Here is a 25,965-nt window from a genome sequence, read left to right as displayed (position 1 = left end):
CCAAGGGAGGAAGCCAGCCATGACCCAGTTCGTCGGCGCGATCGATCAGGGCACCACCAGCAGCCGTTTCATCGTCTTCGATCGCGAAGGGCACATCATCTCCTGCAAGCAGCGGGAGCATGCGCAGGTCTATCCGCGACCCGGCCATGTCGAGCACGATCCGATGGAGATCTGGCGCAACACCCAGGCCGTCATGCAGGATGCGCTGAACGCAGCCGGTCTGACGCCGAAGGACCTGCTCTCGATCGGCATCACCAACCAGCGCGAGACCACGCTGATCTGGGACCGGCGCACCGGCAATCCGCTCCACAACGCCCTCGTCTGGCAGGACACCCGCAACGACCGCCTGGTGACCGAATTCGCGCGGGAGGGTGGCCGCGACCGCTTCCGGGCGCTGACCGGCCTGCCGCTCGCGAGCTATTTCTCGGGCCTGAAGCTGCGCTGGCTCCTCGACCACGTCGAGGGCGCGCGGGAGAAGGCGGAAGCCGGCGACGTCCTGTTCGGCAACATCGATACCTGGCTGGTCTGGAATCTCACCGGCGGGCCGGACGGCGGGCTCCACCTCACCGACGTGACCAATGCGAGCCGCACGCAGCTCATGTCCCTCGAGACCCTGGCCTGGGACGACGGCATGCTCGCCATGTTCGGCATCCCACGCGCGATGCTGCCGCAGATCGTCTCGTCCTCCCAGATCTACGGTGAAACCCGGGTGCCCTTCGCCGGCGTGCCGATCGCCGGGATCCTCGGAGACCAGCAGGCGGCCCTGTTCGGACAGACCTGCTTTCAGCCCGGCGAAGCGAAGAACACCTACGGCACCGGCTGCTTTGCGCTGATGAACACCGGCGAGGCGCCCGTGCCCTCGACTTGCGGCCTCGTGACGACGCTGGGCTACAAGCTCGATGGACAGCCGGCGGTCTACGCCCTCGAAGGCTCGATCGCCATCACGGGCGCCCTGGTCCAGTGGCTGCGGGACAACCTGCACATGATCCAGGACAGCGCCGAGGTCGAGCGCCTCGCCGCAACCGTGGAGGACAATGGCGGCGTCTACTTCGTGCCCGCCTTCTCGGGTCTCTACGCGCCGCATTGGAACGAGGGCGCCCGGGGCCTGATCATCGGCCTCACCCGCTACGCCAATCGCGGCCACATCGCCCGGGCCTGCCTGGAAGCGACGGCCTTCCAGACCCACGAGGTGCTGGAGGCGATGGAGAAGGATTCCGGCATCCCCGTGCGCGAGTTGCGCTCGGATGGCGGCATGGTCGCCAACGTGACCCTGATGCAGTTCCAGGCCGATATCCTGGACGTGCCGGTGGTGCGCCCGAAGGTGACCGAGACCACCGCGCTCGGGGCCGCCTACGCCGCCGGCCTCGCGACCGGCTACTGGAAGAGCACGGACGACCTCGTGCGCAACTGGGGCGTCGACCACCGCTGGGAGCCGAACATGGATGCGACGCAGCGCCGGCGGATCACCGCGGCCTGGGGCCGGGCGGTCGAGCGCTCCTTCGACTGGGACATGCAGGACGACTGACGCCCGCGCGGTTCTGGATCGATCCGAACACGTCAAAAGACTGTGGAGGACATGCCATGACGTCGCCGTTCCTGGGCGAGCTTCTGGGCACGATGGTGCTGATCATCCTCGGAAACGGCGTCGTGGCCGGGACCTTGCTGCGCGGATCCAAGGCGGAGGGGGCGGGCTGGATCGCGATCACCGCCGACTGGGCCTTCGCCGTGCTGGCCGGGATCTTCGTCGCGACCGCGGCGGGCAGCCCCGATGCGCACATCAACCCTGCGGTGACGATCGCCGCGGCGATCACCACCGGCAGCATGGCCAAGCTCCTCGTCTACGTGCCGGCGCAGATGATCGGCGCCTTCCTGGGAGCGGCCGTGGTGTGGCTGCACTACCTGCCCCACTGGGCGGTCACCGACGACCAGGGGGCGAAGCGGGCCTGCTTCTGCACCGATCCGGCGATCCGGCGGTCCGGCGCGAACTGGCTGAGCGAGATCATCGGCACGTTCCTGCTGATCCTCATCGTCAGCGCGCTGCTGTCGCGGACCGTGGGCGCGGCCGGCACCATCCCCACCGGGCTCGCGCCCTATCTCGTCGGCATGGTGGTCTGGAGCATCGGCCTGTCGCTCGGTGGAACCACCGGCTACGCGATCAATCCGGCCCGCGATCTCGGACCCCGCCTCGCCCACGCGGTCCTGCCCATCGCCGGCAAGGGCGATTCGGACTGGGGATACGCCCTGATTCCGGTCGCGGGCCCGGCCATCGGCGCGATCCTCGCGGCGCTCGCGATCCTGGCGATCGGCTTCTGAAGGCCGCGCCCGATCGTGCGTCGCGGCCTGGACTTCCAGGCGCCGGCCCTACCTTGAGCGCGACGCGGCATCGCGGGCTTTCCCAGTCCGGGATCGGCGCGAGGAGCACCACGGCCGCCCATGGATTCGACTCGTCCTTCCACTCGAACCATCGTCCTTGCCGGCATCGGGGGCGATCTCGGCGGCCGCATCGCGACGACTCTGATCGCGCAGGGCATCGAGGTCCGGGCCTTGAAGCGTGCCGGCGCATTGGATCGGAGCCTCCCGTCCGGCGTGATCCCGGTCGTCGTCGACTACGCAGATCCGGGCGCGCTCGTGCGCGCGTGCGAAGGGGCCGCCTGCGTGGTCTCGGCCCTGAACGGGTTGGAGCCGGTCATCCTGGAGGCGCAGGGCCGGCTTCTCGACGCGGCGGTCGCGGCGGGAGTCCCGCGCTTCATCCCCTCGGATTTCTCCCTCGACTTCACGCGCACACGCCCGGGCGACAACCGAAACCTGGACCTGCGGCGCAGCTTCATGGCCCGGGTCGACCGGACGCCGATCCGCGCCACCTCGATCCTCAACGGCGCCTTCGCCGACCTGCTCGCCGGGCAGGCACCGATCGTCCTGCCGAAGCCGCGGCGCATCCTCTACTGGGGCGAGGCCGACCAGATCCTCGACTTCACCGCCAAGGACGACGTCGCGCGCTACACCGCGGCGGCCGCTCTCGATCCCGAGGCGCCGCGCATTCTGCGGATCGCCGGCGATTCCGTGACGCCGCGTGCCCTGGCGGCGATCATGACGGACCTGACCGGACGGCCCTACGGCCTCTGGCGCGCCGGTGGCCTTGGACGGCTCGGTCTGCTGATCCGGGTCGCACGCGCGGTGACGCCGGCCAGCGACGCCGTGTTTCCGGCCTGGCAGGGCATGCAGTACCTGCGCGACATGTCCAGCGGCCGGGGTCGACTCGCGCCCCTCGACAACGACCGCTACGGCCGCATGCCGTGGCTCGACGCCCGGGCGGTTCTCGCCTCCGCCCCCTGAGCGAGCGCGTTCCGGGGATCAGGCCGAATCGCGCTGCCCGACCACGAGACGAAGCCCGGTCCGGTCGGCAGGCGCACCGGCCAGGATCGCCGCAGCCTTGCGTTCCAGTTCGCCGCCCTGGAACGGCTTCTGGACGATGCGCTCGGCGCCGACCTCACCCGCCTGCATCAGCGCGGCGGTGTCGGCATAGCCGGTGACGAACATCACCGGCAGGTGCGGCCAGCGCCGCCGGACCTCGCAGGCCACCTGGGCGCCATTCATGCCCGGCATGGCGAAATCCAGTACGATCAGGTCGACGCAGGCATCGCCCTCCAGGGAGGTGAGGGCGGCGAGGCCCGAGCCGGCTTCGCGGATGCGGTAGCCGGTCTCGGACAGGATCGTCGTCGTGATCTCGCGGACCGCGCTGTCGTCGTCCACCACGAGGACCACGGGACAGTCTCCCGCGTGCCGCAGGGCGGCGCAGTCGATCGCGGGCCGCGGGGCCTCGCGGGACGGGGAGGCGACCTCCGCCCGCGGCAGGTAGATCCGCACGGAGGTGCCTTCGCCGACCCTGGTGTCGATGCAGACGGCGCCGCCCGACTGCTTCACGAAGCCGTAGACCTGGGCCAGCCCGAGACCGGAGCCCTTGTCGACGGCCTTGGTGGTGAAGAAGGGCTCGAACACCCGCGCCAGCACCTCGGGCGCGATGCCGCTGCCGGTGTCGCTCACCGCCAGCATCACGTACTCGCCGGGCGCCGGCTCCTCCGGGCGGGCGGGCGCCTGGGTCAGGGCCACGTTGGCGGTCTCGATCGTGAGGCAGCCACCCACCGCCATCGCATCGCGGGCGTTGATCGCGAGGTTCAGGATCACGAGCTCGATCTGGGTGGCGTCGACGAGGGCCGACCACAGGTCTGGCTGCAGCGTCATCTCGATGCGCACCGCGCCGCCGATCGAGCTCTGGAGCAGATCGCGCATGGAGGCGACGGTCTGGTTCAGTTCCACCGGCGTCGGCTCGAGGCGCTGACGACGGGAGAAGGCGAGGAGCTGGGCCGTGAGGCGGGCACCCCTGTCGGCAGCCCCGCGCATCATCTGAAGGCGGCGCTTCGAACGCTCGTCCGGGACCGCACGCTCCAGAAACTCGATGTTGCCGGAGATCACCGTCAGCAGGTTGTTGAAATCATGGGCGACGCCGCTGGTGAGCTGGCCGACGGCCTCCAGGCGCTGGGCCTGGCGCAGGGCCTCCTCGACGCGCTCGCGTTCGGCGATCTGGCGGTGCAGTTCGGCATTGGCGGCGGCCAGGTCGCTCGTTCGCGCGTCGACGCGCGCCTCGAGGGTCGCGTTGAGATCACGCAGCTCCTGGAGCGCGCGCTCGCGCTCGGCATGCGCGCGCGCCTCGGCCAGCGCCCGCATGATGGTCCGGGGCAGGCGATCGAGGCGCTGCTTGGTGACGTAGTCGGTCGCCCCCCGCTTCAGGGCCTCGACCGCGACGTCCTCACCCAGGGTGCCCGAGACGAAGACGAACGGGATGCCCGGGCAATGGGCGCGGGCAATCGCCAAGGCGCTGAGGCCGTCGAAGGTCGGCAGCACGTAGTCGGCGAGGATGAGGTGATGCGTGCAGGAGGCGGCCGCGGCGGTGAAGTCCGGCGCGGTCATCACCCGGTCGATCGTATAGCGGTACCCGAGATCGTCGAGCAGCGCGCCGAGGAGTTCCGTGTCGAGGTCGCTGTCTTCGAGGAGAAGGATCTTCAGCAGGACGGAGGCGAACCCGCTCTGCAGTCCCTGATCGGGCTCAGGCAGCGTCACGTGTTCGATGGCCAACCTCCTCCGCGGTGCGGTGGTGGCTCGTTGAGCACCGCCCAGAACACGCCGAGATCCTGGATCGCCTCGAAGAATTCCGTGAACCCAACGGGCTTGACCACGAAAGCGTTCACACCGAGATCGTAGGAGCGCACGAGATCCGTCTCCTCCCGCGACGAGGTCAGCATCACCACGGGAATTGCCCGGGTGCGCACGTTTCCCTTGACCTGAGCCAAGACCTCGAGGCCGTCCACCTTGGGCAGCTTGAGGTCCAGGAGCACGACCGCCGGGTCGCGGGTGTCGCGATCCGCGAAGAGACCCCGTCGATAGAGGAAATCCAGGGCCTCGGCGCCATCGCGGCAGATCACGATCTCATTGGCGAGCTGGCTCTTCTCCAGGGCGGCGAGCGTGAGCTCGATGTCGTTCGGGTTGTCCTCCACGAGGAGGATCGGCTTCAGATCCGGCATGGGCTCACCGCGCGTCCCTCGGGTTCCGCGGCGACCGGCTCCGGGTCGCGGCATTCGGGTTTGGTACCGCCGTCGGGGTCGGCAGCGTGAAGTAGAAGGTCGCCCCGACCCCGATCGCACCCTCGGCCCAGGTCTGGCCGCCATGGCGCTCGACGATGCGGCGGACATTCGCGAGGCCGATGCCGGTGCCCTCGAATTCCTCGACACGGTGCAGGCGCTGAAACACGCCGAACAGCTTGTCGACATAGGCCATGTCGAAGCCGACGCCGTTGTCGCGCACGAAGAACACGGCCTGCTCCGCCCCATCGCCGTCCGGGGTCTGGTCCGGACTGCGCCCGTCGAGGCGGCCGACCTCGATCACCGCTTCCGCTCGGTCGCGGCTGTACTTGACCGCGTTCGACAGCAGGTTCTCGATCGCCAGCCGGAGCATCACCGGGTCGGCGTTCACCCGGCCGAGCGACCCGATGGCCCAGCGGATCGTCCGCTCGGGCGGGACCTCCCGCATCACCGTGCGGCGGACCTCCTCCACCAGGGCGTTGAGGTCACCGGCGACGGGATTCAGGGCATTGCGGCCCATCTGCGAGAAGCGCAGCAGGTTGTCGACGAGCGTGCCCGCCGAGAAGGCCGCCTCGACGATCGTGTTGATGTAGTGCCGGCCCTTGTCGGAGAGGCGGCCGCCTTCGCGCGAGCGCAGCAGCTCCGCATAGCCGACGATGTGCCGGAAGGGCGCGCGAAGATCGTGACTCACCGAGTAGGAGAACGCTTCCAACTCCTTGTTGGAGCGTTGCAGTTCCTCGCTCAAGGATGCGAGTTCCTCGGCCCGACGCAGCACGATCCCGAGCACGGAGGCACGCAGATCCTTCACCGACTCGGTCTCGGCCCGCGACCACGGCAGGGAGCGGTTCTGGAGCGTCTCCTTCCAGATCTCGAAGGATTGCCGGGGGTGCAGCCGCTCCGGGCCGCCGGCCGGATCGGGGGTCGCCGCCTTGGTCGGGTCTCCCCCCCACTTCACCGTGCGCACCACCTCGGGTCGGAACCAGAGCACGTAGCTGGCATATTTCTGCGAGATCGAGATCGCCAGGAGGCCGCTCGCCTGCGCGGCGAAGGCGCGGGCCGGCGGATAGACGTCGCCCAGCGCGTCGGTGGCGACGAGGTCGGCGCCGCCGGGTCCGCTGGAAAGCCACTGGTAGATCCCCCGCACTTCCACGTCCCGCGGGGTCGCGCCGAGAAGCCGGCAGGTGTCTGAGGTGATCACCGCCGCCCCGGAAGCGCCGGCAAGGGCCAGGACGTCGTCGCAATGCTTCAGCAGGCCGTCGAGGAAGTTCTCCTCCTCCGCCATGAAGCCGAGGAGCCGGGACTGGATCGCCCCCAGGCGCAGGCGTTGCTCCGCCTCGGCACCGCGTTCCTTGGCGGCGAGCTGGAGTGCGAAGATGCGGGTGAGGAAGTCGCAGGCGTTGCGGGCCTGGAGCGGCACGCGGCGCGGCGCGGCGTTGTGGCAGGAGATCAGGCCCCACAGGGCGCCGTCGACGAGGATCGAGACCGACATCGACGCCATCGTTCCCATGTTGCGCATGTACTCGACATGGACCGGCGAGACGCTGCGCAGGATCGATTGGCTGAGGTCGAGGGGCTCTTCGTCCTCGCCGGACTGCCGCAGGATCGGGACCGGCCGGTACCCGGCATCGGGGATGATCCGCAGGCGGTTGCGGCGGTAGAGTTCGCGGGCCTGGGCCGGGATGTCGGTCGCGGGGAAACGGAGGTCGAGGTAGGAGGGCAGGGCGCCGTTGCCGTCCTCGGCGATGACGGTGCCGTGCCAGTCCCGGTCGAAGCGGTAGACCAGCGTCCGGTCGAAGCCGGTGATGTGGCGGATGTCGACGGCCACGAGGTGGCATAGCTCGGCAACGGAAGCGGCGGCGTGCAGGCCCTCGACGAAGCGGCTCAGACGCGGATAGAGCGCGTCGAGGCTATGGTTGGAGGCGAAGACGCTCGCCACTGCCTCGAATTCCAGGATGGTGAGAGCGCCCGAGCGATGGATCGCGAGGTCGTAGGCACGGGGACCCTCCGGTGTCCTCAGCGACACCGTGCGCAGGTACTGCGCGCCGTCGCGCTCGGGCTCGGTCGAGTCTACCGGAACGAGGCCGTCGAGTTCTGGAAACGCCACGTCGCAGCGTCGGCCGAGACAGGCCTCGACTCCTCCGGGGACGTTCGCGCTCGCCTGCACGATCCGGCCGTCCGGGTCGCGAAGGGCGAGGAGGAAGCCATGCGGCTGCAGCGTTCCGAGGCGATGGATCGGCTCCCGGTCGCAGAGGGTCAGCACTCCGGCGGGCGCCGAGCCCGTCTCCAACCCCCGCGCGTCGGCCTCCAAAACGCCTACTCCCCCTGGCCGCCCCCGCTCTGCGCGTCCCAGCAGATTGGGTTACGCGGATCGGACGGACGGCGCAACGCGAGCCGGAGGCTCGAACTCACAACAGACCGCGAGTACTCCCGCAATGCGTCGCGCGAGGCGGCGTCGCAATCTCCGGTCGACATCGCCGGCGGTCGCTCTAGCTTGCGCACAGGCATGATCCGGTCCGACGAGGCCGGATCAGCGACAAGGGGGGACGACATGGCCAAGCGCGAGCGCATGGGACCCATTCCGCCGGAGCTGCTGAGCCCCTGGCGCACGGAGGCGCGGGCAAAGCTCCAGGCCGAGGCGCGGGATTTCGCCCGGGACGTCGTGACGCCGTTGGCGGACGAACTCGATCCGCAGAAGGCGGAGATGCCCCGAAGCCTCATCGACCAGATGGCCGCCAAGGGCTGGTTCGGCATCACCATTCCGGCCGAGCAGGGCGGCCTCGGCCTCGGCGTGTTCGAATATTGCCTCGTCTCGGAGGAGCTCGCCCGGGCCTGGCTCTCGGTCGGCAGCATCCTGGCGCGGGGCCAGGGCCTCGGCACCCAGACCCTCGACCCGGAGCGCCGGCAGGCTCTGCTGGAGAAATCAGCGAAGGGGCAATGGATCGGCGGCATCGCCCTGTCGGAGCCGACCGCCGGCTCCGACCTCGCAGGCGTGCAGACCCGGGCGGAGCGCCAGGGCGACACCTGGGTGCTGACCGGGACCAAGCGCTGGGCGGGCTTCGCCCAGGCCGCCGACTTCGTCGAGGTCCTGGCCCGGACCCGCGACCCGGAACCCGGCGAGCCGCGCTCGGCCGGGCTCGAACCCTTCCTCGTGGTCAAGGAACCCGGCACCTTTCCGCCCGGCATGACCGGCCGGGTGATCGACAAGATCGGCTATCACGGCTTCCTCACCTTCGAACTCGACCTCGACGGGGTGCGGGTGCCGGAGAGCGACCGCTTGACCGGCCTCTACGGCGATCAGGGCGCCGACGCGGATTCCGGTGGCTTCGCCTCGGTTCAGCGCGGGCTCAACATCGCGCGTGTGCACACGGCGGCCCGGGCGGTCGGAGTCGCCCGTGCGGCCCTCGAGGATTGCCAGGCCTACCTGCAGGAGCGCGAACAGTTCGGCCACCCGATCGGCGACTTCCAGGCCCTGCGCTTCGCGCTCGCCGACATGGCGGCCGACGTCGCCCAGGCCCGCGCCTTCTGGAACCAGGTGGCGCACCTGCTCGATGCCGGCGAAGCGGCCGAGAGCGAATCGGCCATGGTCAAGCTCGTCGCGACCGAGATGGCGGTGCGGGTGACGAACCAGGCGATGCAACTCCATGGCGGCAACGGCTACACAACGGAACGGCGGGTGGAGCGCTACTGGCGCGATGCGCGCCTGACCACGATCTTCGAGGGGACCAGCGAGATCCAGCGCCGGATCATCAGCGATCGGATGCTGCCGAAGCCCTGACCGGCCGGAGCGGGCGTCAGCGCCCCCCCCATCACCAGCCGCAGCTTGTCGGCGAGATCTTCGCGCCGGTAGGGCTTGCTGAGGAGCGGCAGGTCGACGGGCACGCCCTGCTCGCCGAGAGCAGAGCCGGTATAGCCCGAGGCGAGCAGCACGCGCAGCCCGGCGCGCAGGGCGCGGGCGTGGGTGGCGAGTTCGACCCCGTTCATGCCCCCGGGCATGACCACGTCGGAGAACATGATGTCGATGCGCTCCGGTCCTTTCAGGCGATCGAGCGCCTCGGCCGCATGGGTGGCGGTCAAGGTTCGGTAGCCGAGTTCCGACAGGCTCTCGACGGCCATCTCCAAAACCGCCGCCTCGTCCTCGACGACGAGGACGACCTCGCCCTCCGCGGCCCGGCGCAAGGGGAGGAGCGCGTCCGCCCGCGGAGCCTCGGCCGCCGGCTGGGCCGAGCGCGGCAGGTCGATGGTGATCGTGGTGCCCTGGCCCGGCACGCTCGCGACCCGGACCTGCCCACCGCCCTGGCGGGCAAAGCCGTAGACCTGGCTCAGGCCGAGGCCCGTGCCCTTGCCGACATCCTTGGTGGTGAAGAACGGCTCGAACGCCCGGGCCGCGGTCGCCGCATCCATGCCGAGGCCGGTATCGCTGACGGAGACGCGGACGTAGTCGCCGGGCGTGAGGTCGGGCCAGGCCGCGCGGCGCTCCGGCGTGACGGCGAGGTTCTCGGTCCGGATCGTCAGGGTGCCGCCGCCCGGCATGGCGTCGCGGGCATTGACCGCGAGGTTGAGGATGGCGCTCTCGAACTGACCGGGATCGAGGCGCACGGGATCGAGGGCCGCGTCGAGGTCGAGGACGAGGCCGACCGTCTCGCCGACCGCCCGCTGCAGAAGGCCCTGGAAGTCCTTGACCAGGTGGTTGGGGTTCACCGTCTCGGGCCGCAGCACCTGCCGGCGCGAGAACGACAGGAGCTTTTCGGTGACCTCGGCTCCGCGCCGGGCCGCCGTCATCGCCGAGGTCGCCAGCCGCTCGACCCGCTGGGCGTTGTCGGGCCGGCGCACGATCATGTCGAGGTTGCCGACGATGACCGTGAGGAGGTTGTTGAAGTCGTGGGCGACACCGCCGGTCAGTTGGCCGATCGCCTCCATCTTCTGCGCCTGGCTCAGGCGCTGCTCGGCCTCGCGCCGGTCGGTGGTGTCGATCACCACGCCCGCCATGGTGGCGGGCGTGCCGTCCGGGTCGCGGCGGAGCCGCCCACGGACGTCGATCCAGCGCTCGGCACCGTCGCCCGCCCGGACGATGCGGCACTGGAAGCAGAGGATGCTCTCCGCCTGCGCACGCGTCATGGCGGCCTCGGCGACGCTGCGGTCATCGGCGACGACGTGCGCGAGAAATTCGGCGAGGCCCCACCGCGGCAGGAGGCTGTCGTAGCCGAAGATCCGGTCGTGGCGCAGGGTGCGCACCGACTCGCCCGTCCTCAGATCGAGGGTCCAGTTGCCCATGTCGGCGGCCTCGAGGGCGACCGTGACGTTGTCGCGGGCGATCTCCAGCTCGGCGCGTTGCCGTTCGCTCTGGACGGCGGCGGCCTCGGCGGCGCCGTAGAGCACGTCGACCTCACGCAGGTAGACGGCGAGGACGACGATGCCGGCCGCGAGGGCTTCCAGCCGCCCGGCGAACCAGCCCACCGTGCCGCGTGCGGCCCCCGGCAGGGTGATGACATTGTCGAAGATCAGGAGGAGCAGCGAGACCGCGAGCCAGAGCTGCAGCACGCTGCGCAGACGCGTGCGCCAGCACAGCGTGGCGAGAGCCGACACCGTGAGGAGCACCACGGTCGGACCGACCCCGGAAGTGGTCAGCAGCCAGTAATTGTCACCTTCCACGCTGCGCGGCAGGTACCCGACATACGCCGTGACGACCCAGGTCAGCGCGGCGACCGCGACCGTGACCGCCAGAGCCGTCAGGATCCCGGCCCGTCCGACACGGGAACGCGGCACGAGACGCGGACGCCGGTCGCCCTCCATGATCGCGTAGGGCAGGGCGAAGAGCGGCGGTCCGATGTGCCAGAGGGTCCAGAGCCAGGTGGTGGTGTCGGGTCCTGCGCCGACGATGCGCCCCGGTCCGAACACGCCGGGGAAGCTCAGGAGCTGTATCGCGACGATCTGGGTCGTGTAGAGGCTGCCGGCGGCCAGAACCAGGAGCGGAACCGAGCGCGTGCGCCGGTATTGGGCGAAGAACAGATAGGTGGTGACGGCATAGACCGTGATCAGCGCGGCCTGATAACTCGGAACGAAGCCCGGCATCGACCCGACCGGGTCGGCCACGATGGGCAGGAGCCCGAGCGTCAGCAGCCCGAAGGCAGCCGCGACGGCGACCGCGAAACGCCTCTGCGGCGCGGTGGTGCCGGCGTCCGCAAAAGTGGAAAGGTTCGGACCGCCAGCGAATCCCTGCACGATGTGGCTCCTGGCCGCACGCCGTGGGCGGATCGCCCGGCCGGCAGGACCGCCTCCGGTCTAGCATCATCCTTCCTGTGGCAAAACGGTCCGGACCGCCCGGCGGCCGCGGAAAGCGGCGTCCCGTGGCCCCGGCACGACAGGATGCGCTCCGCCCGAAATCGGTGCCGTCGGCAGGATCGCGTGGCCCGGTACGGCATCGCACCGACGGCCCTGGCCGAAGGCACATCGACCCGGCGGACCAGTCCCTCCCACGATCAGCCCGGCCGGTCGGAGCCGGCGGGCGCCGTGGCGCCCGGCGCACGCACGACGCGGGCACAGACCAGGAAGAGCGCCGCGACGCCGAGGGCGACACCAGTTGGGGACACCGCCGCCGCCAGGCCGCCGGCGAGCGCCGACCCGGCGACGTCGCCGAAGTTCATCGCCGCCATGTAGATCTGGAACTGCGTGGCGGAAGCGCGGCCCGCCAGGAGCACGGCCGGCAGCAGGGCGACGTAGAGGAGGGCCGGCACGACGCTGGCGAGGCCAAGGATGAAGGGACCGGTCGCGGCCTCGAGCCCGGCGGCGATCAGTCCGGCCGCGGCCGCGAACGCCACCGCGCAGGCGAACAGGAGCGCACGGAGGACCGGCCCCGGTCCGAGGCGATCGACGGAGGTGCCGACGCCCGCCGCGCCGAGGGTTCCGGCGAGGAGCGCGAGCAGCGCCTGCAGCCGCGAGAGTGCGCCCGCATCCCAGCCATGGACCTGCACCAGCGCGACCCCGAAGGGCACCTGGAACAGCGCGAGCGCGAAGTCGATGGCGAAACACAGCGTCAGCAGGATCGCCGCTTCCCGGGTCCGGAAGGCGTCGACGAGCCGGCGCACGAAGGACACCGTCTCGTCCGCCCGCGACGCGCCAGCCGCGCGCGACGGATCGCGCCACTCCATCGCGAAGGCCGAGTCGTCGGGGGACTCGCGCACGAGCACGGCCATGAGCGCCGGCGGCGTGGTCAGGCAGACGAGCGCGACGGCCGCCGCGAAGAATCCTCCGGTGTCGAGAAGCCAGGCGAAGATCGCGGTTCCGGCGGCGCTCCCGATCACGAAGCCTGCCCGCGTCCCGGCGCTGGTGCGTCCGAGTTCGCCGGGTGGGACGCTGCCCGCGAGCATCCGGTCGGTGGCGGTGTCGGCGAGGGAGGCGGCCAGGCTGTGCAGGAGCAGCACGATGCTGACGGCCGTCAGGCCCGGGCTGGCACCGAGGAGGAGCAAACCGACGAGGCTCGCCTGCGCGCAGGCCAGGGCGAGGACGAGCCATCGGCGATACGGGCCCATGCGATGGGGCGTCTGGCGATCGATCAGCGGACCCCAGAGCAGCGGCTGCAGCACCCAGGGCAGGCCGACGATCGCGAGGTGGCGGCCGACCTCCGTCGCGGAAGCGCCGGCGGCGGCGAAGTGGTTGGCGAGCGCCGTGAGGGCGAAACCTGCGACGAGGCCCTGGTAGAGGTAGAGCAGCGTGAAGAGGATGAGCCGCCAGCGCGCATTCTGCAGACTCGGCGGCCAAGGGGGCATCGGCTCGATCCTCGTGCGCCCCTGACGCGTGCCGGTTCCCTTATCCGAAGCAGCGCGGGCGCGTCACCCTGCCGGACGAGCGGAAGCGAGGCGTCGGGCGCGCCGAGCTCAGGCGGAGAGTCGGAAGGCGGGCTCCAGCAGGCCGCGCACGCCGACCGGCACCAGCAGGGTGCGCCCGTGCTGCGGATCGGCATCGCGCTCTTCCGGCGTCATGCCCTCGTAGGCGCTGGTGAGGAGGAGGCGGTCGAGGCTGGGACCCGCGAAGGTCGGGCAGGACGGGCGCGTCACCGGCAGGGGGATCGTCTGCAGGCGCGCGCCTTCCGGGCTGTAGGCGTCGAGGCAGGACGCCCCCCAGCGGGCGCACCAGATCCGGCCCTCGGCGTCGACCGCCGCCCCGTCGAGGCCGCCCGTGCCGCCGCGATGATCGTAGAGCGTGGCGGGATCGCCCGTCGGCAGGCCCGTACGGGAATCGAGGTCGACGCGCTGAAGCAGTCCCGCATCGGTGTCGGCGAAGTAGGCGGTGGCACCGTCGGGCGAGAAGCAGATGGCGTTCGGGATCGTGAGGCCGCCGTAGAGGCGGGTCACGCGGGTGCCGGCCACGTGGTAGATCGTGCCGCGCCCCGGCTCGGCGTTGCGCCCCATGGTGCTGATCCAGAGGGCGCCGCAGGGATGGACCCGGCCGTCATTGGAACGGGTGCCGGCCGCCTCCGCCTCCAGCGGGCAGAAGAGGGTCAGCGCGCCGTCTTCGAAGGCGCGGAGATGGAGACCGTCCTCGGCCGCCAGCAGGTGGCGGCGCGCGTCGACGGCCACCACCGCGCTCGCCATGACGGGCAGCGCGTGGAGCCGCGCGGTCCCCCCGGCGAGAGGCGCCGCGAACAGGCGCCGCTCCAGAATGTCGACCCACCAGGCGGTGTCGCTGTGCGGATCGTAGCAGGGACCCTCACCGAGATGGCAGCGGGGCGCATCCAGGATCGTGATGCCATCCATAGCGGTTCCTCCGCAAGTCTGCCCCGGGGCGTCGCCCGATCCGCCGCCTTGGTAACCGGTGAAGGCTCGGTCGGCCACACGGCGCTTCCCGGCTCACGGCCCGGCCGGGCGCGCCCGGTCGCCACCGCCGCGTTCGGCAAGGACCGACGCGACCCAGATCGCCAGGCCCCCGAGAGCCAGGGCGACGCCGACCCAGCCGGTCGCGGGCAGGCCGAACCCGGCCGTGAGGGCGAGACCGGCGAGCCACGGCCCGAGGGCGTTGGCGACGTTGAAGGCGGAGTGGTTGAGAGCCGCGGCCAGGGTCTGCGCATCCTCGGCGACATCCATCAGCCGGGTCTGCAGGATGGTAGCGAGGCCGCCGCCGCAGCCGATCAGGAAGACGACCGGTCCGAGGGTCCAGAGGCTGCCGGTGGCGAAGGGATACAGGGCGAGCGCGCAGGCGCTCCAGACCAGGGTAGCCCCGGCCGCCGGCAGCAGCATACGGTCGGCGGCCCAGGCGCAGACGAGGTTGCCGACCGTGAGGCCGAGCCCGAACAGGGCGAGCACCGGCGGGATCGCGCCCGGCGAAGCGTGCGTGACCTCCAGCATCATCGAGGCGAGATAGGTATAGACCGAGAACAGGCCGCCGAAGCCGATGGCGCCGGTGCCCAGCGTCAACCAGACCTGGCCGCGCCGCAGGGCGCCGAGTTCCCGCAAGGCACTGGCGCCCCGTGCCGGCTCGCCCAGCGGCGCATGGATCCGCACCAGGATCGCGGTGCCCGTGGCGAGGAGTGCGACGAGACCGAAGCTCCAGCGCCAACCGACGAGTTGGCCGATTCCGTTGGCCAGCGGCACGCCGACCACCGTCGCGACGGTGAGGCCCGCGATCACGCGCGAGACCGCCTGCGAGCGGCGCTCGCGCGGGACCAGGGAGGCGGCAACCAGGGCCGCGACCCCGAAATAGGCCCCGTGCGGAAGGCCCGCGAGGAAGCGGAAGGCCAGCATCCAGGGGTAGCTCGGCGCCAGCGCCGAGAGTCCGTTGCCGAGGGCGAACAGCACCATCAGGGCGACGAGAAGGGTGCGCCGCGCGATCCGGGCCGCCAGCACCGCGATGATGGGTGCGCCCACCACCACGCCGAGGGCGTAGGCGCTGATGACGTGGCCGGCCGTGGCGGCATCGATCCCGAGATCGGGCGCGAAGGCCGGCAGCAGGCTCATCGCGGCGAATTCGGTGGTGCCGATGGCGAAGCCCCCCGTCGCCAGCGCGATGAGGACGAGGGTCGGATTCGGCCCAGGCGCCGGCGTGACCGGTACTCCCTCCGCGGCGCCCCCGACATCGCGCGGGGGCGTCCCCGGAAGGTCGACCCTGGGGAGATCGACGAGGCTCATCGGCGAGCACCGACGAAACGTACCGCGTCGGCACCGGGCCCGGCGCAGTCGTGCGACAGGCCCCGCTCGGGCCTCGGATATGCGCTCATGTCTTGCGGGATCCTTTGCGGGAGGCGGGTTCGAGATCGGGCCGCGATCAGTTCTTCGGCACCTTGTCCTTGCCCTTGCCCGGATTCGAGGTGTTGACGAGTTCGGGCGACCTCTGCGCCCGCAGGGTCTCGCGCTGGGCCTTCGTGTCGATCCGTCTGGTCCGGGTGAACGGCTCCAGCTTGACGGACCCGCCTGTCTTCAGGGCCTCGACGATGGCCTCCAGCACCCGGACGTCCGCGTAGCCCTCCTCGCCGTCCGGCTCGGGATCCCGGCCATTCAGGATACAGTCTGAGAAATACTTGAGCTCCCCGCCGAAGTGATCGGTGTTCTCGAAGCTCTCGTGCGCCTTGTTCTCGCCGAGGGTCACGATGTGCTCCAGCGACTTGCCGTACATGTAAGCCGGGTTCACCTCGACGCTGCCCTTCGTGCCGACCACCGCGTAGGTGTCGAGGGTGTTGCCGACGTAGGACAGAACGAACTGCGCGAGGCGGTTGCCGGGGAAGCGCAGCGTCACCGCGACCGTGTCGTCGAAGTCACCGAGGCCCGTCTCGGGGTGCCTCACACCGACGGCCGAGACAACCTCGGTGGGCTCGTCGCCGAAGACGTAGCGGGCGGCGTTCACCGGATAGGGACCCATGTCGAAGACCGGCCCGGCCTCGACGCCGCTCTTCGCGCGGTGGTTCTCGGGCGAGACCATCTGGGTGAAGGTCGAGGAGAAGGTCAGCAGATCGCCGAGTTGTCCTGAGCGGATGAGGTCGATGGTCGCGAGGGTCGCGGGCTCGAAGTGCAGCCGGTAGGCCACCATCAGCTTCGCCGAGGACGCGTTCTCAGCGTCGAGGATCGCGCGGCACCGGTCGGTCGTGACCTCCAGGGGCTTCTCCACCAGCACGTGGATACCCGCCTTCAGCGCGGGGATCGCGAACTCCGCGTGGCGCCAGTTCGGCGTGGCGAGGTAGATCGCGTCGATCTTGCCCGAGGCCAGGAGGTCGCCGAACTGCGCGTAGGTGTAGGCGTCGGCGACGCCGTACTGCTCGCCGACGCCGCGGGCCTTCTCGGGATCGCCGGTGACGAAGGCCACCACCTCGGAATTGCCGGTATGCGCCACGCCCGGCAGCATGGCCTCCTGAGTGATGTCGCCGAGTGCCACGAAGGCGTAGCGGACCTTTTTTCCCGAGGTCAGGCCGAGGGTGGATGCGAGGCTCATGGGGTCTCCGAGGGTGCGGCCGGATGAGCGACCCGCGCTGGAAGCGCGATGCCGGGGCCAGACCGCTGAAGGGATGCGTGTCTGGTAAACCGAGCGCCGCAGCGAATGTTGCATACGGATGCAGTCCGACGCACATGATCGCCCTGCGCCCCATGCAGGACGCGCCGGAGAACACGACAGGTGCCCAGGCCGCGTCCGCCCTCCTCGATCGCCGTCGCGCAGCTGGCGGGAGTCTCGCAATCGGCCGTGTCGCGGACGTTCACGCCCGGAGGCATCGTCTCCCCGGCGACGCGCGCCAAGGTTCTCGCGGCCGCCGAGGCTCTGGGCTACCGGCCGAACCTCCTGTCACGCTCCCTTACGACGGGGCGCTCCGGAATCGTCGCCGTGGCGGTGGGCGGCCTCTCCAATCCCTTCCACGCCATGGCCCTCGAAAGCTTCGCGGCCGGACTGCAGCGGATGGGACGGCAGGTCATGCTGGTGGTCGTCGCGGACGAATGGGCCCTGGGCTCGGCCGTGGAACTCCTGTCCGGGTATCAGGTCGATGCGGTGCTCAGTTCGCTCTCGGTGAACGCGGCGGACGTCGCCGAAGCCCTGACGCGCTTCGCCGTCCCCATCGTGACGATGAACTCCTCGGTGACAACCCGCTGGGTCCGCACGGTGGCGGCCGACGATCACGGGGCCGGAATCGCGATCGCGAAACACCTGCACGCGCAGGGCGCCCGCCGCTTCGGCTACGTCGCGGGCCGGCCGGGCACGCTCGCCCAGGAACGCCGCGAAGCCGGCTTCCGGCAGGGTCTGGCGGAACTCGGCATCACGCAGTGTGCACGGGCGCAGGGCGACCATCACCATGGCGGCGGTTGCGCGGCGGTGCGGGCGCTCTATGCCACGGCCGGCGGGCCGAACCCGGCGACGGGACCGGACGGACTGTTCTGCTTGAACGACCTGACCGCGATGGGCGCCATCGACACGCTCAGGGACGCGTTCGGTCTGCGCTGCCCGGAGGACGTGCTGATCGCCGGCTACGACAACGTCGCGGCCTCGTCCTGGCCGCCCTATCGCCTGACCACCGTCGATGTCGGTCTCGACCGGATCGCGGACGAGGCCTTCGCGCTGATGGAAGCGACGGATGGCGGACCGTCCGAGGTCCTGGTGAAGCCGCGGCTCGTCATGCGGGCGAGCACCCGTCGCTGACGAAGTGCGCCGGTCCCCACTCGCGAGGCGACGCCGATCGCGGAACGCCGAGGGTCTGCGCCTGAGACGAGATCGAAGGGTAGGCGAGCTCCACGTCTCGAAAGTCGGTCGGTCACGAACCGGCGCACCCGCCGCCTGCACGCGACGGGCGAGATCCGCATGCGGTCGGGGGTACCGGACCTCTGCCCCTATTCCAGGGCCAGGGCGGCCGAACCGTCGGCCGCCCTGGATCGTCTCGACGTGGTTCAGATTTCGACGCCTCGGCTCACGGCATCGGTCGGGCGCCTGCTACGAACAGCCGGTCGTCGAACCGCAGGTATCGCACTTCAGGCAGGTGCCGTTGCGGACGAGCGTGAAGTTCGCGCATTCCGGGCAAGCCTCGCCGACATAGCCCTTCATCTTGGCCTCGGCGCGGCGGTCGGAGACCGAGCGTTCGGGCTTCATCGCGTCAGGCTTGGCGAAGGGCAGGGCATCGACCAGCGCCTCGGCCTGACCGGCCTGCACCGGCTCGACCTTGAGCGCCGTGGCACCGCGCAGGGCATGGACCACCCCGCCGGCCGGGGCGGTCTGGCCGGAGGTCGCCGCGCCGACCCCGACGGTGCCGCCGGCCGGACCGCCCTGGATCAGGGTGAGGCGGTCGGCCGAGCCGCGCAGCAGACCGCGGGAGACGACGCTCGACGCGGTGGCCTCCGTCCGGCCCGGCTCGCGGGTGGTGTCGGTCTCGCCGCCGCCGATCACGGTGCCGCCGATCTCGGACGGGTTGACGTGGGCGAGGTCGGCGCGACCGAGATAGGACACGGCCAACTCGCGGAACACGTAGTCGAGGAGCGAGGTCGCGTTCTTGATCGCGTCATTGCCCTGCACGAAGCCCGCCGGTTCGAAGCGGGTGAAGGTGAAGGCCTCGACGTATTCCTCCAGCGGCACGCCGTATTGGAGCCCGAGCGAGATCGCGATGGCGAAGTTGTTCATCAGGCTGCGGAAGGTGGCGCCCTCCTTGTGCATGTCGATGAAGATCTCGCCGAGGCGCCCGTCGTCGTACTCGCCGGTGCGCAGGTAGACCTTGTGACCGCCGACGACGGCCTTCTGGGTGTAGCCCTTGCGGCGGTGGGGCATCTTCTCGCGGGAGCGGATGCGCTCGACGCGCTCGATCACCCGCTCGACGATCTTCTCCGCGACCTGTGCGGCCTTGGCCGCGGCCGGAGCCGCGATCAGCGCCTCGATCATCTCCTCGGCATCGTCGTCCTCGTCGGCGATCAGGGCCGAGTTCAGGGGCTGCGACAGCTTCGAGCCGTCGCGGTAGAGGGCGTTGGCCTTGAGCGCCAGGGTCCAGGACAGCTTGTAGGCGTTCTTGCAATCCTCGACGGTGGCATCGTTGGGCATGTTGATGGTCTTGGAGATCGCACCCGAGATGAAGGGCTGCGCCGCCGCCATCATGCGGATGTGGCTCTCCACCGAGAGGTAGCGCTTGCCGATGCGGCCGCACGGGTTGGCGCAATCGAACACCGCGAAGTGCTCGAGCTTCAAGAAGGGGGCTCCCTCGAGGGTCATGGCACCGCAGATATGGGTGTTGGCCGCCTCGATGTCCTTCCGCGAATAGCCGAGAAAGGGCAGGATCTCGAAGGTCGGGTCGGCGAGCTTGTCCGCCGGGACCTTGAGGACGTCCTTGAGGAAGTCGTCGCCGAGCGTCCAGCGGTTGAAGACGAACTTGATGTCGAAGGCCGCCTTCAGGCCCGCCTCGATCACCGCGAGCTTGTCATCGGTGAAACCCTTGGCGCGGAGCGAACCGGGATTGATCGCCGGAGCCTGGCCCATCGAACCGTGGCCGACCGCATAGGCCTCGATCTCGGCGATCTCGGATTCGCGGTAGCCGAGGGTGCGCAGGGCGTCGGGCACCGCGCGGTTGATGATCTTGAAGTAGCCGCCGCCGGCGAGCTTCTTGAACTTCACCAGGGCGAAATCGGGCTCGATGCCGGTGGTGTCGCAATCCATCACGAGGCCGATCGTGCCGGTCGGCGCGATCACGGTGGCCTGCGCATTGCGGTATCCGTGCTCTTCGCCGAGCGCCAGGGCGCGGTCCCAGGCGAGCTTCGCCCGCTCGGCGATGTCGGCCTGGGGCACGTTGGCGAGGTCGAGCGGCACGGGAGCGATGGAAAGGAACTCGTAGCCCTCCGCCTCGCCGTAGGCGGCGCGGCGGTGGTTGCGGATCACCTTGAGCATGGCGTCCGCGTTCTCCTCGTAGGCCGGAAAGGCCCCGAGCTCGCCGGCCATCTCGGCGGAGGTGGCGTAGGCCACGCCGGTCATGATCGCGGTCAGCGCACCGGCCAGCGCCCGGCCCTTCTCGGAATCATAGGGCAGGCCCATGCTCATGAGGAGGCCGCCGATGTTGGCGTAACCGAGGCCCAGCGTGCGGTAGCGGTACGAGAGCTCGGCGATCTCCTTCGAGGGGAACTGGGCCATCGTCACCGAGATCTCGAGCACGACCGTCCAGAGACGGTTGAGGTGCTCGAAGGCGGCCACGTCGAAGTGATTCGAAGCGCGGTCGTACATCGTCAGCAGGTTGGCCGAGGCCAGATTGCAGGCGGTGTCGTCGAGGAACATGTACTCGGAGCACGGGTTGGAGGCCCGGATCCGCCCGCCCGCCGGGCAGGTGTGCCAGTCGTTCATGGTGGTGTTGAAGTGCAGGCCCGGGTCCGCCGAGGCCCAGGCGGCCTCGCCGATCTTCTCCCAGAGCTCGCGCGCCGGCAGGGTCTTCGTGGTCTTGCCGGTGGTGCGGGCCTTCAGCTCCCAGGACGCGTCATTCTCGACGGCGCGCAGGAAGTCGTCGGTCAGCGAGACCGAGTTGTTCGAGTTCTGGCCGGCCACCGTGAGGTAGGCCTCGGAATCCCAGTCGGTGTCGTAGACGGGGAAGTCGATCTTGGTGAAGCCCTGGCGGGCGAACTGGATCACGCGCTTCGTGTAGGAATCCGGCACCGCGTCCTTGCGCGCGGCCTTGACGGCCTTCTTCAGGACCGGGTTGCGCTCCGGGTCGAAGCAGGCGTCGCCCTCGGCCTCGCACTGGGTGCAGGCCTTCATCACGGCGGTGAGGTGCTTGGAGACGATCTTGGAGCCGGTGACGAGGGCGGCGACCTTCTGCTCCTCCTTCACCTTCCAGTCGATGTACTGCTCGATATCCGGGTGATCGATGTCGACGATGACCATCTTGGCCGCACGCCGGGTGGTGCCGCCCGACTTGATCGCGCCGGCCGCCCGGTCGCCGATCTTGAGGAAGGACATCAGGCCGGAAGACTTGCCGCCGCCGCCGAGCTTCTCGTTCTCGCCGCGCAGCAGGGAGAAGTTCGAGCCGGTGCCCGAGCCGTACTTGAACAGGCGCGCCTCGCGGACCCACAGGTCCATGATGCCGCCTTCGTTCACGAGGTCGTCCTGCACGCCCTGGATGAAGCAGGCATGCGGCTGCGGATGCTCGTAGGACGAGGCGGACTTCGTCAGCTCACCGGTGCGATAATCGACATAGTAGTGACCCTGGGCCGGACCATCGATTCCGTAGGCCCAGTGCAGGCCGGTGTTGAACCATTGCGGCGAGTTCGGCGCCACCATCTGGCGGGCGAGCATGAAGCGGAGTTCGTCGAGGAACGCCGAGGCGTCCTCCTCGGAGGTGAAGTAGCCACCCTTCCAGCCCCAGTAGGTCCAGCAGCCGGCGAGGCGGTCGAAGACCTGCGTCGAGGAGATCTCTGAGACGTAGCGCTCGGCCTCGGGCAACTCGGCCAGGGCGGCGAGATCCGCCTCGGAACGCCACAGGAACGACGGCACGTCGTTCTCTTCGATCTTCTTCAGGGCAGCGGGCACGCCGGCCTTGCGGAAGTACTTCTGCGCGAGCACGTCGCTGGCCACCTGGGACCAGCTCTCGGGAACCGAGATGCCGTCGAGACGGAAGACCGTCGAGCCGTCCGGATTGCGGATCTCGCTCAGGGTCTTGCGAAACGGGATCGTGGCGTAGGGGGATTGTCCGGCCGTGGTATGGCGCCGCTCGAACCGCATGGAACCTGTCTCCCGAGCCGCTCGAAGAAGCGCGGCGCCGTGTCGAAGAATGATGAGGGCACGCGTCCGCGAACGCTGCGAAGCGCTGGAACGGGTGTCGAAAATTCGGTGATCCGCCGGTGACGCGACAGCCTCGGCGATGATCCGAAGGTATGCCAGGCGGTGGTCTCACGTCAACAACTAGTGTGCCGCCTGCGTGTTCCAGGCTAGATGTAGTAGGTCGTCGCTTAATCCTGTGGATATCGCCGTGCGGTTCGTAAGTGCCCTTTCGGCATGACGGATTCCGACGCGAAAAATTTTCTCCCCACAGGCTGCGCCGGGCGCCGCGCCGGTCGGGCCATCGTCAATGCCGGTGGTGTGGGATTTCAGCCGCAATCGCCGCCGGCCCCTCAGGTCGCGGACGCTGCCGCGCGACTGGACTTCGGGGATGCGCCTCACCATAGTCCGCGCCGACACTCGATGGCGGGGCGCGGGCGCCCCATTCAGGCGAACGCGATGGCTCTCAAGGACACGCTCCTGCGGATCTTCACCTGGTGGAACGGGCAGACGATGTCGCTCGCGCTCTACACGGCGCGCAGCGGGCAGCGCGTCGGCACCGACGATCTCGGCAACGTCTATTACCGCGCCCAGGGACCGCTGATCGACCGCTCGGTGGGCACCGAGCGGCGCTGGGTGGTCTACAACGGTTACGCCGATGCCTCGAAGGTGCCGCCGGGCTGGCGCGCCTGGCTCTGCCACAACGGCGACGTGCCCCCGAGCGAGCAGGACTACGTCCCGCGCGCCTGGCAGAAGCCCCACGTGGAGAATCTCACCGGCACCAGCGGCGCCTATCGGCCGCGCGGCTCGCAGCTGAATGTCGGCCAGCGCCCCGCCGCGACCGGCGACTACGTGCCCTGGAGCCCGGGCAACTGAAGGCAAGCCACCGATCGGGGACCGGCCCTTTTTCCACCAATCTTCGCGCGCTTAAGAAGACCTCGCGTCGTCGCGCCCGTCCGGGGTGCCAGCGAGGAGGGTCGCCCGTGAGCCGCAGCACAGCAGGATCGTCTCGCTCCGTGATCAAGCGCCTCCTCCTCGCGTCGGTCGCGATCGGCCTGTGCAGCCTCCCGGCGACCGCCGACAAGATCAAGAACCCGACCGCGGTGTTCTCCGGCCTCGACAAGATCACCGGGCGCATCGTCTCCTTCGAGGTGGCGGTGGACGAGACCGTACAGTTCGGCGCGCTGCAACTGACACCGCGGGTCTGCTACAGCCGCCCGCCGACCGAGAGCCCGAAGACCACGGGCTTCCTCGAAGTCGACGAGGTCACCCTCGACAACAAGTACCGCCGCATCTTCACCGGGTGGATGTTCGCGTCGAGCCCGGGCCTGCACGCGATCGAGCATCCGATCTACGACGTCTGGCTCGTCGATTGTAAGGGCGGCTCCGACGTGATCGCCGAGGCCCGCGAGCAGGAGGACATGCCCGCCATGGCCTCGAAGCCGGAGAAGACCCGACGCCCGAAGAGCGGCCAGGACGCGACCCGCACTGCCCAGCAGGTCAATCCGAACGGCCAGGTGGATGTCGAGGCGCCGCGCGGTGTCCCGGTCCAGCCCAAGCAAAAGCCGTCGCGCAAGTTCTTCCCGTCGAACGAGGGTCCCGCCCCGGCGCCGCCGCCGCCGCAGCCGCAAACGCTGTTCGACGCGCTGTTCCGCTAGGACGCGTCGGCCGGCTTCAACGGGCGGTCAGTGCGTCGAGCGCCTGCTGGCCACATACGGAACCGTCTCCGGGCCATACGTTCCAGTCCGCCGGCAGGACGATCGCCTCGCCCAGACGTCGCTTGTAGACATGGCGCGGCAGTTCCTCGGCCCCGAACTGCATCAGGTGTTCGGTCACGAACTGCGTGTCGGCGAGGCGGTAGCCACCCGCGCGCAGGCGGGCCACGAGATGCACCAGGGCGACCTTCGAGGCGTCGCGCACGGTGTGGAACATGCTCTCCCCGAAGAAGGCGGCCCCGAGGGAAACGCCGTAGAGGCCGCCGACCCGGTCTCCGTCGAGAAACACCTCCACCGTATGGGCGTGCCCGGCATCGAACAGGGCTCCGTAGAGCTCACGGATCCGGCCGTTGATCCAGGTCCGCTCGGCATCGCCCCGCGGCGCGGCGCAGCCGGCGATGACCGCATCGAAATCCTGGTCGGTCCGAACCTCGAACACGTCCGAGCGCACCGTGCGGGCAAGCCGCTTTGCGACGTGGAAGCCATTGAGGGGGAGCACGCCCCGTGCCCGCGGCTCGACCCAGTAGATGGCCGGGTCGTCGGCATCCTCCGCCATGGGAAAGATGCCGGCCGCATACGCCTTCAGCAGGATCTCGGGCGTGATCTCGACGCGGTCGCCATCGTACATGGTTCGATTTTGAAGCGGCACCGCACGGAAGGCCAGAGGCAGGCGGGTCGCATGGCCATCAGAAGACACGAAAAGGGCGAGACACGAGAAAGGGCGGAGCCTCGCGGCCCCGCCCTCGCCGCCTGGATCAGGATTCCGCTTAGAAGTTCGGGCCGCCCGACGTGGTGCCGAGGTTCGGAACGATCCGGTTCGGCTGCTCGGCATTGCCGCCCTTCGCGGAGTCCTCGAAGATCGCCTCACGGTTGGTGGCGTAGGGTGCCTCGACCACGGAACCAGTCACGTCCATGTCGACTCGGCCGTCGGCATTGCGATAAGCGCCGTAGACCGACGGATTGTCGATCGGGCCGCGGGTCGTGCCGCCGGCCTGCGGGACGGCCCGCTCGGGCTGGCCGACATTGCCGGACGGCGACTGCGCGAAGGCGGCCGAGGCGATCAGGGAGGCGGCAACGAAGGTGAGCGTGAAGGTGCGCATGGAGGTCTTTCGGACGTTCGATCGTTAGGAAAATTTGGTCGCTGGTGGAGGATTGGGTCTCTGGGCCGCAGGGCCCAAACCGTCTCCGCCCGACCAATGTGGTGGAAGAAGTCCTGATCGAACAAAGCGTTCCGGGACGTCTTTTGCTGGCAATCGGTCGCAGGGCGACGCCCTGGAAGACGCTGAGATCATTCCCACGCGCCCCCGGATGGCGCTTTAAAAGATCAGTCTGAGACCAGAAGACGGCATCTTGACCGTGGAAAGGTACTGCTCAGCTCAGGGGCGCAGTCATTCACGCACAACTCGGTTGTGCGCAATCGCACATCTGGTGTCCGACCGCGGCCATTCCGAGCGGGAGGCGATGAGAAAAGCCGGCCCGTTTCGGGGCCGGCTTCCTGGGTTCGTCGATCGGGGCAGGGCGGCGCCTGCCCGGGTCTCAGCGGGCCGGGCCGCCGGAGGTGCCGCCGGTGTTCGGCACGCCGCGGTTGGTGTCGTTGGCGTTGCCGCCCTTGGCCGAGTCGGTCGCGCCGGCGCCGGGGGTCATGCCGCGCTCGCCGACCGGCGCCGTCGCGGCACCCGGGGCCGGGGCCACGTCGCGGGTCGACGGATTGTCGATCGGACCGCGGGTGGTCCCGCCGGCCTGCGGCACGGCCCGCTCGGGCTGGCCGACATTGCCGGAGGGCGACTGGGCGAGGGCGGGACCGGCGAGGGCGGGACCGGCGAGGGCGGGACCGGCGAGGAGGAGGCCGGCGAGGAGAGGGATCGTCAGGCGCACGGGAGTGTCGTTCCTTCGAATGCGGCTCGGCCGATGCGGAACACACCGCCAAGCCTGTGAGAACGCAG

The 25,965-nt window shown here is 69.8% G+C and carries 19 protein-coding genes; 7 read left to right on the top strand and 12 right to left on the bottom strand.

All coding sequences use genetic code 11. The features are described 5' to 3' along the window. Window positions 1-19: 19 nt before the first annotated feature. The 3 genes from glpK (at window position 20) to ACLBWX_RS04605 (ending at window position 3,333) form a co-directional block, all read left to right on the top strand. Window positions 20-1,525, top strand: coding sequence for a glycerol kinase GlpK (gene glpK / locus ACLBWX_RS04615; protein ID WP_447675903.1), 1,506 nt, complete (start codon window positions 20-22; stop codon window positions 1,523-1,525). Window positions 1,526-1,581: 56 nt separating this feature from the next. After that, on the top strand, window positions 1,582-2,313 hold the full coding sequence (locus ACLBWX_RS04610) for an MIP/aquaporin family protein (protein WP_447675902.1): 732 nt from the start codon (window positions 1,582-1,584) through the stop codon (window positions 2,311-2,313). A gap of 120 nt (window positions 2,314-2,433) precedes the next feature. After that, entirely contained in the window at window positions 2,434-3,333 is a 900-nt protein-coding gene (locus ACLBWX_RS04605; RefSeq protein ID WP_447675901.1) for an NmrA family NAD(P)-binding protein, read from the top strand. An 18-nt stretch (window positions 3,334-3,351) separates the two neighbouring features. Here ACLBWX_RS04605 and ACLBWX_RS04600 read toward each other — a convergent pair whose 3' ends face one another. The 3 genes from ACLBWX_RS04600 to ACLBWX_RS04590 are packed head-to-tail and all read right to left on the bottom strand — an operon-like array spanning window position 3,352 to window position 7,941. Next, on the bottom strand, window positions 3,352-5,130 hold the full coding sequence (locus ACLBWX_RS04600; protein ID WP_447675900.1) for a response regulator: 1,779 nt from the start codon (window positions 5,128-5,130) through the stop codon (window positions 3,352-3,354). Continuing rightward, window positions 5,112-5,576 carry a response regulator gene (locus tag ACLBWX_RS04595; protein ID WP_447675899.1) on the bottom strand — a complete coding sequence of 155 codons (465 nt, stop codon included), beginning with the start codon at window positions 5,574-5,576 and terminating at the stop codon, window positions 5,112-5,114. The genes ACLBWX_RS04600 and ACLBWX_RS04595 overlap by 19 nt, the downstream gene beginning before the upstream one ends. 4 nt (window positions 5,577-5,580) lie before the next feature. After that, window positions 5,581-7,941 (bottom strand): ATP-binding protein, encoded by a 2,361-nt coding sequence (locus tag ACLBWX_RS04590; protein WP_447675898.1) that lies wholly within the window; start codon window positions 7,939-7,941, stop codon window positions 5,581-5,583. Window positions 7,942-8,181: 240 nt separating this feature from the next. Between ACLBWX_RS04590 and ACLBWX_RS04585 the strand changes: the two genes are divergently transcribed. Continuing rightward, the gene (locus ACLBWX_RS04585; protein ID WP_447675897.1) at window positions 8,182-9,408 is read left to right on the top strand and encodes an acyl-CoA dehydrogenase family protein; all 1,227 of its coding nucleotides are present in this window, start codon (window positions 8,182-8,184) and stop codon (window positions 9,406-9,408) included. Here the strand turns inward: ACLBWX_RS04585 and ACLBWX_RS04580 are convergent. The 5 genes from ACLBWX_RS04580 to ACLBWX_RS04560 form a co-directional block, all read right to left on the bottom strand. Further along, window positions 9,315-11,852 carry an MASE4 domain-containing protein gene (locus ACLBWX_RS04580; protein ID WP_447675896.1) on the bottom strand — a complete coding sequence of 846 codons (2,538 nt, stop codon included), beginning with the start codon at window positions 11,850-11,852 and terminating at the stop codon, window positions 9,315-9,317. The genes ACLBWX_RS04585 and ACLBWX_RS04580 overlap by 94 nt on opposite strands. A 257-nt stretch (window positions 11,853-12,109) precedes the next feature. Continuing rightward, window positions 12,110-13,396 (bottom strand): MFS transporter, encoded by a 1,287-nt coding sequence (locus tag ACLBWX_RS04575; protein WP_447675895.1) that lies wholly within the window; start codon window positions 13,394-13,396, stop codon window positions 12,110-12,112. Between the two features lie 108 nt (window positions 13,397-13,504). Continuing rightward, complete coding sequence (locus tag ACLBWX_RS04570) at window positions 13,505-14,383, bottom strand: SMP-30/gluconolactonase/LRE family protein (protein WP_447675894.1); 879 nt, start codon at window positions 14,381-14,383, stop codon at window positions 13,505-13,507. Window positions 14,384-14,476: 93 nt separating this feature from the next. Continuing rightward, entirely contained in the window at window positions 14,477-15,751 is a 1,275-nt protein-coding gene (locus ACLBWX_RS04565; RefSeq protein WP_447675893.1) for an MFS transporter, read from the bottom strand. A 136-nt stretch (window positions 15,752-15,887) separates the two neighbouring features. Then, window positions 15,888-17,045: a Gfo/Idh/MocA family protein gene (locus ACLBWX_RS04560; RefSeq protein WP_447675892.1), complete on the bottom strand. Its 1,158-nt coding sequence runs from the start codon at window positions 17,043-17,045 to the stop codon at window positions 15,888-15,890. Window positions 17,046-17,225: 180 nt separating this feature from the next. Here ACLBWX_RS04560 and ACLBWX_RS04555 point away from each other — a divergent pair, with 180 nt between their 5' ends. Next, entirely contained in the window at window positions 17,226-18,236 is a 1,011-nt protein-coding gene (locus tag ACLBWX_RS04555) for a LacI family DNA-binding transcriptional regulator (protein WP_447675891.1), read from the top strand. A gap of 288 nt (window positions 18,237-18,524) precedes the next feature. Here the strand turns inward: ACLBWX_RS04555 and ACLBWX_RS04550 are convergent, their stop codons facing one another. After that, entirely contained in the window at window positions 18,525-22,271 is a 3,747-nt protein-coding gene (locus ACLBWX_RS04550; RefSeq protein WP_447675890.1) for a vitamin B12-dependent ribonucleotide reductase, read from the bottom strand. 495 nt (window positions 22,272-22,766) lie between these two features. Here ACLBWX_RS04550 and ACLBWX_RS04545 point away from each other — a divergent pair, with 495 nt between their 5' ends. Then, complete coding sequence (locus tag ACLBWX_RS04545; RefSeq protein WP_082511312.1) at window positions 22,767-23,183, top strand: NADH:ubiquinone oxidoreductase subunit NDUFA12; 417 nt, start codon at window positions 22,767-22,769, stop codon at window positions 23,181-23,183. 140 nt (window positions 23,184-23,323) lie between these two features. Beyond that, entirely contained in the window at window positions 23,324-23,965 is a 642-nt protein-coding gene (locus ACLBWX_RS04540) for a DUF2155 domain-containing protein (RefSeq protein ID WP_447675889.1), read from the top strand. 16 nt (window positions 23,966-23,981) lie between these two features. On the opposite strand, the gene aat is transcribed toward ACLBWX_RS04540, so the two are convergent. The 3 genes from aat to ACLBWX_RS04525 all read right to left on the bottom strand — a co-directional run bounded on the left by aat (window position 23,982) and on the right by ACLBWX_RS04525 (window position 25,897). Beyond that, window positions 23,982-24,650 (bottom strand): leucyl/phenylalanyl-tRNA--protein transferase, encoded by a 669-nt coding sequence (gene aat / locus ACLBWX_RS04535; RefSeq protein ID WP_447675888.1) that lies wholly within the window; start codon window positions 24,648-24,650, stop codon window positions 23,982-23,984. Between the two features lie 139 nt (window positions 24,651-24,789). Next, window positions 24,790-25,122, bottom strand: coding sequence for a hypothetical protein (locus ACLBWX_RS04530; protein WP_447675887.1), 333 nt, complete (start codon window positions 25,120-25,122; stop codon window positions 24,790-24,792). 436 nt (window positions 25,123-25,558) lie between these two features. Then, window positions 25,559-25,897, bottom strand: a complete 339-nt coding sequence (locus ACLBWX_RS04525) for a hypothetical protein (RefSeq protein WP_447675886.1) — start codon at window positions 25,895-25,897, stop codon at window positions 25,559-25,561. Window positions 25,898-25,965 lie beyond the last annotated feature (68 nt).

The organism is Methylobacterium sp. M6A4_1b (assembly GCF_053345175.1).
Note: the sequence above shows the minus strand (reverse complement) of the source record. Positions and strands in the feature narration are given on the sequence as shown.